The 5,761-nt window shown below is 52.9% G+C and carries 6 protein-coding genes; all 6 read left to right on the top strand.

Features of this window, described 5'->3' with window-relative positions:
* Positions 1-202: 202 nt before the first annotated feature.
* Positions 203-880 (top strand): histidinol phosphate phosphatase domain-containing protein, encoded by a 678-nt coding sequence (locus tag QZP87_RS15045; RefSeq protein ID WP_291323745.1) that lies wholly within the window; start codon positions 203-205, stop codon positions 878-880.
* 116 nt (positions 881-996) lie between these two features.
* The gene (locus QZP87_RS15040) at positions 997-1,767 is read left to right on the top strand and encodes an NAD-dependent deacylase (protein ID WP_291323744.1); all 771 of its coding nucleotides are present in this window, start codon (positions 997-999) and stop codon (positions 1,765-1,767) included.
* 65 nt (positions 1,768-1,832) lie between these two features.
* Positions 1,833-2,537 (top strand): MotA/TolQ/ExbB proton channel family protein, encoded by a 705-nt coding sequence (locus QZP87_RS15035; RefSeq protein WP_291323743.1) that lies wholly within the window; start codon positions 1,833-1,835, stop codon positions 2,535-2,537.
* Between the two features lie 3 nt (positions 2,538-2,540).
* Positions 2,541-2,948 carry an ExbD/TolR family protein gene (locus QZP87_RS15030; protein ID WP_291323742.1) on the top strand — a complete coding sequence of 136 codons (408 nt, stop codon included), beginning with the start codon at positions 2,541-2,543 and terminating at the stop codon, positions 2,946-2,948.
* 4 nt (positions 2,949-2,952) lie between these two features.
* Positions 2,953-3,702 carry an energy transducer TonB gene (locus tag QZP87_RS15025; RefSeq protein ID WP_291323741.1) on the top strand — a complete coding sequence of 250 codons (750 nt, stop codon included), beginning with the start codon at positions 2,953-2,955 and terminating at the stop codon, positions 3,700-3,702.
* A 122-nt stretch (positions 3,703-3,824) separates the two neighbouring features.
* A complete protein-coding gene (locus QZP87_RS15020; RefSeq protein WP_291323740.1) occupies positions 3,825-5,150 on the top strand; it encodes a hypothetical protein in 1,326 nt (441 codons plus the stop codon).
* Positions 5,151-5,761 lie beyond the last annotated feature (611 nt).

The following is a 5,761-nucleotide window of genomic DNA, read 5'->3' as shown; positions in this document are numbered from 1 at the left end:
GTATCTGTTTAGCGCTTTGCATGTGGCATGGGGACTGGCTCTTCCGGGACCCACTTGTCCCAAAAAATGAGATATTTTAAACACAAAATGATGCTCAAGTGGGTCCCGGAGTGCCTGTCCCCTGCTTTCCTTAAAAACGCTAAACAGATACTGAGAAACAGACCGGGGACAGTTCCGAACTTGTTTTCTGTATGGAATTAATATGATTGATCTTCATACACACACTGTTTACAGTGATGGGGGGCTTATCCCGGCGGAGCTTGCAAGACGGGCCAGGGTGGCCGGCTACAGGGGGCTGGCTTTTACTGACCACGTGGATGATTCCAATCTTCAGCTCATCCTGGGGAGTCAGGCCCGGGTTGTAAAGTTATACCCCCTTTACTACGACATTGAGCTTCTGCGCGGGGTGGAGCTTACGCATGTGCCGCCGCCTCTGGTAGAGACAATGGTGCAAAGGGCCCGGGAACTGGGGGCCGATATCGTACTGGTACACGGGGAAACCATCGTAGAGCCGGTGGCTTCCGGGACCAACCATGCTGCTATCCAGGCAGGGGCCGACGTTCTGGCGCACCCTGGTCTCATCACCCCTGAAGATGCCCGGCTGGCAGCGGAAAAAGGTGTTTATCTGGAAATCACCACCAGGAAAGGGCATAGCCTCACAAACGGCCATGTCCTCAGTCTGGCCAGGACTTATGGGGCAAAGCTGGTCATAAACAACGACGCCCACGCCCCGGAAGACCTGATAAGCAGAGACATGCGCCGAAAAATCGCTTTGGGTGCCGGCATGGACCTGCAGGAATACGATCTTGCGGAGCATAATTCCATGGATATCATGACCCGTCTCAGAAAAACCGGCATTGCAAGTGACTTGCAAAGATGAAGGCACTTAAACCCAAAGCGGGCTCTGCCCGCAATGCAGGATATAGAAGTGCTCTTATCCCAAAATTGGGACAGTCCCCAAGCCGGGTGCCGGCGATCATCACCGAGGATCCCTGAATGGTTACCGATAATCTTTACCAGGAGGCTGCCAGAGCCATCAGCCGGTCTCGAAACGCCCTGGCTTTTACAGGGGCGGGCGTATCTGTAGCCAGCGGGATTCCAGATTTTAGAAGTCCGGGGGGGCTGTGGTCCAGATACGATCCCCAGGAGGTGGCCTCTGACTGGGCCCTGAATAACAACCCCCTTGAAGTCTGGAAGTTTTTACTGGAAGCCATCCGGATGATTTCCAGTGCAGATCCCAATCCAGCGCATGAAAGTCTGGCGCGGATGGAAGGTATGGGTTTTCTGAAAGCTGTAATAACCCAGAACATCGACAATCTGCACCAGAGGGCCGGTTCCCGCAATGTAATTGAATTTCACGGAGGTGCTGATACTTTTTATTGTCACAAGTGTAAAAAAGAGTATAATCAGCAACAGGCGCTGGCCATGACCCCTGATGATATTCCCTGGCTGTGCAGCCGATGTTATGGGGTGGTCAGGCCCGGGGTGGTTTTTTTCGGGGAACAGATTCCGGAAAAGGCACTGCAACAGACTCAGCGCCTGGTGATGCAAGCGGACCTGATCCTGGTCGCCGGCACTTCAGGTGACGTGGCTCCTGCCGGGACGCTGCCGCGCTGGGTCAAGGACCGGGGAGGCATTATCATTGAAATCAACCTGGGGCGGACTGCTTTCGAGGGCATTTCGGATATCCGGCTGGATGAACCGGCTGAAACAGCCCTGCCCGGAATATTAGAAGCGCTCCACCCTATGCGACATGCAAATCGCTAAACAGATACGAAGCTCTGAAGTCGGGCTGTATTATTTGCGGGCACAGTCCGCGTTAGAGGTTGTAAATGGATATATTTTTGCCGGAGCAGGGACTCTGGAGCATGCTGGCCCAGGCTTCACTGCTTATACAGCTTATCATGCTGGTCCTGCTGGTCATGTCCGTATCCAGCTGGACCATTATAATTTTCAAATTCGTATCTTACAGGCGTTTCAAGGATGCGGTTGAAAGTCAACTTCAGATTTTCGACAGGGCATCGGACCTGGCCGAGGCCATGAAAAAGGTGCGCCAGCATGTTGATTCCCCCCTGTACCGCATCGGGTTTTCAGCCCTTAAGGAAATACAGAAACTTGAGCAGAGCCCGCTTTCCTCCAGCGTCAAGTTTCGCATCTCCGAGGATAACGTCCGCAGGGTGTTGAGGCAGGGGGTAAGCTCACAACTGAAAAAGCTGGCTTCTTCTCTGCCTTTTCTGGCTATCTGCGCCAATTCTTCCCTGCTTATCGGGCTTTTGGGCACTGTATGGGGCATCATGAACGCCTTTCATGCCATAGGTGTGCAACGGAGTGCTTCCCTGGCCACGGTAGCCCCGGGAATATCCGAGGCCCTCATTACCACGGCCTTCGGGCTGGTAGTGGCCATCCCGGCAACCATATTCTATAATATTTTGTGGGAACGCCTCAACAATATCCAGGCTGATCTCATCTACTTTGCAGGGGCATTTCTGAACAGGGCCCAGAGAGAGCTGCCCTGGATGGAAAAGAGAGAGAAGTAAGTCATGGACTTTGATCCCCTGGGCAAAGGCTATATCACCCAGACCAATGTTACTCCAATAGTGGATGTGATGCTGGTGCTTCTGATCATATTCATGATCACTGCTCCCATGCTCAGCCAGGGGCTGGAAGTGGAACTGCCCCGTACTACCATGGTGGAGACATTGCCGCATGATGAAGATACCCTTGTGGTACATGTTGACAAAGAGGGAGTCATTTACCTGGATGAATACGAGGTTGAGCTGAATGAACTGGCCGGGCACCTGCAGAGAATGATAGACGACAGGGACAGGCCGGTTTACCTGAGGGCTGATCAGGATGTGCATTACGGCCGGGTGATCCGGATCATGTCTGCAATCAGGGAAGCCGGGGTGGAACGTCTGGGGGTGCTGGCCGAACTGGACATGGACTGATTGCATGCAGATAGTATCTTTTCTGGTTTCTTTGCTGATGCATGTGGTTCTTGTCCTGGTAACTCTGATCACCTTCAGCAAGCGACCACAGGATTTTCCAGATGAACTGACCAGGCATATATACGAGGTGGAACTATCGCATTTCGCCAGGCAGGCTCCTGAATCTGAGCCTGCGGCTGAGCCTGCGCAAGAGCCGGACCCAGACCCTGAACCCGATCCTGTTCCCGAACCGGATCCCGAACCTGAACCGGATCCCGAACCTGAGCCGGATCCTGAACCTGAGCCCGAGCCGGAGCCGGATCCTGACCCCGAACCGGATCCTGAACCTGAGCCGGATCCTGAACCCGAGCCTGAGGCTGAACCCGAGGCTGAACCTGACCCCGGGCCGACCCCTGAGGAAATAAGACAACAGGCCCTGGCAGAATTGCAGCAAGAGGCGGAACAGAGAAGAAGGGATCGTCCTGCCCGGGAGCAGAGCGGGGTTCTGGAAGTATACCAGGCAATAGCTGCGGAGCATATCAAGAGAAACTGGAGGTTCCCCAGAATCGGGCGGGAAGAAGACCTCAGAGTCAGGGTGCAGGTAGTGCTTGACTCCAGGGGGCAAATCCTTGATTATAGGGTGGTTGAGGGTTCCAGTCGGGAAGAGTTCGACAGTTCTGCCCTGAGGGCCATTGAGGATACTGCCAGACTGCCCGAGCCGCCCGGTGATATCAGAACTCTGGTGATAGATTTCAATCTCCAGGATATGCTGTAATGGTAACCAGGGGTGCCTGTCCCCTGCTTTCCTTAAAATGGGCTAAACTGTTACTCGCAGGCAGACATGTCACAAGCAAAGAGCTGAATAGACACTAAAGGATATGGGATTAAATTTTCTATATGCGTTATTACCTGTTATTATCGGCATTAGTCCTGGTTGTCAGTCTGATGCCTGTGAGGGCGGGGGCCCAGGATTCCCTGCACATAGATATATTCGGTCCCGGTGAAGAAAGGGTAAACCTCTTCATCGCCCCTCCCAAGGCCCTGGAACCCGGGGTTCTACATGACCCGGAGCTTGGCAGGACCATCCATGAAAGACTGCAGGCCAACCTTGATCTGCTGCCTTTTCTGATGCAGGTTGAGCCCGGCCATATCCTTGGCGGACCAGAGGTGCAGGGGGTGCGTGGCCGGGACATAGATTTCAGAAAGTTCAACCTTTCCCGGGTGGACCTCTTGTTGACCATCGGTCTGGAGCCGCATGCTCATGGCCCTGGTTCTGTAGAACTGAGAGCATTCGATGTCTTTGATCAGAGGATGATTCTGGGCCGGGCTTATGACCTGCAGAACATGGACCAGATTCCCCTGATGCTAAGACGTTTCTGTGCTGAACTGATGGACAACCTCATCGGCAACGGGGATTTTTTTCGCTCCAGGCTGGCCTTTGAGCGCAAGCAGAATGACAGCAAAGATATCTGGTCAGTGACCCCGCAAGGGGAGGAACTTCGGCAGTTGACTGAAATGAGGGGTATTGCGCTCAGTCCTGCATGGTCGCCGGACGGCACAAAAATCGCCTTCACTCTGCTGCGGGACAATCGTCACCATCTGGGGGTATGGGATCTGGAAACAGATGATGCCCAGGTGTTCAACATGCCAGGCAACACAGTTATCTCCCCGGCGTACTCCCCGAGCGGCAGGCTGGCTTTGAGCCTGGATCCCATGGGGCGGCCTGATATTTACTGGTTGAACCAGGATTACGGGGTGGATGAGACCATCATGGAGCACTGGGCCATTGATGTGTCACCCAGTTTTGACTCCAGCGGCACAATAATGGCATTTGCCTCAGGCAGACTGGGCAATCCACATGTTTTTGTGTATGACTTTGAAAAGGGACAGGTACAGCGGGTATCCTACGAGGGCCGGTACAACACCAACCCCAGCATCAGCCCTGAAGGTGACTTCGTGGCATTTTCCAGGCAGACCGGTGACGGGCAGCGCATCTTTGTGGCAGACCTGGAAACGGGCCGGGAAAAGCAGATTTCCTTCGGCCCGGGCGATGACGAGGATCCGGCCTTTGCCCCGGATGGATATTTTATTGCCTTTTCCTCCAACCGCAGCGGGGATTACAGGCTGTATCTCACCACCCGCAACGGGGATGCCCCCAGGGAGATACCCACCGGCCAGGGCAATGCCAAGGCCCCGGACTGGGGTCTGGAAAGAGATTTTTGATCCGGCAAGAACTATCCAGCCCTACAACCTATGCAGAAAATCCTTTCGGATTAGTTTTCACACAGGCAGGGTTTTAAGAGTAAGTCCTGAAGCTGTGAAGTTTATTTTTTCGACTTATGTCCTGTTTTTACGGATTCAAGGTAAGTCATAAGTTTTGACTGTTGAGTAACACTACAGCGAAATTTATTTGTTGAGTATCTGTTTAGGAAAGCAGGGGACAGGCACTCCGGGACCCACTTGAGCATCATTTTGTGCTTAAAATATCTCATTTTTTGGGACAAGTGGGTCCCGGAAGAGCCAGTCCCCGTGCCATATGATAAATTTTGACTGTTGAGTAACACTACAGCGAAATTTATTTGTTGAGTATCTGTTTAGGAAAGCAGGGGACAGGCACTCCGCCTAATTTTTGAAGCATTTGCAAATTAGCAACCGGCAAAAGTGCCTGTCCCCAGTTTTGACAGGTTGAAAAGTTTTATAAGTTTCGCTGTAGCACTACAGCGAAACTTATTTATTCACCTCCGGGGACTGGCTCTCCCCGCACTTATTTTTAAAACCTGTCAATCATCCTTCAGAAAAATAAGTGCGGGGGTGCCTGTCCCCAATTTAGACAG

This window comes from Desulfonatronospira sp., from assembly GCA_003563255.1.
In the GTDB taxonomy this organism is placed as follows: Bacteria; Desulfobacterota; Desulfovibrionia; order Desulfovibrionales; family Desulfonatronovibrionaceae; genus Desulfonatronospira.
The sequence above is the reverse complement of the archived record's forward strand: the minus strand, read 5'-3'. Positions and strand labels throughout refer to the sequence as shown.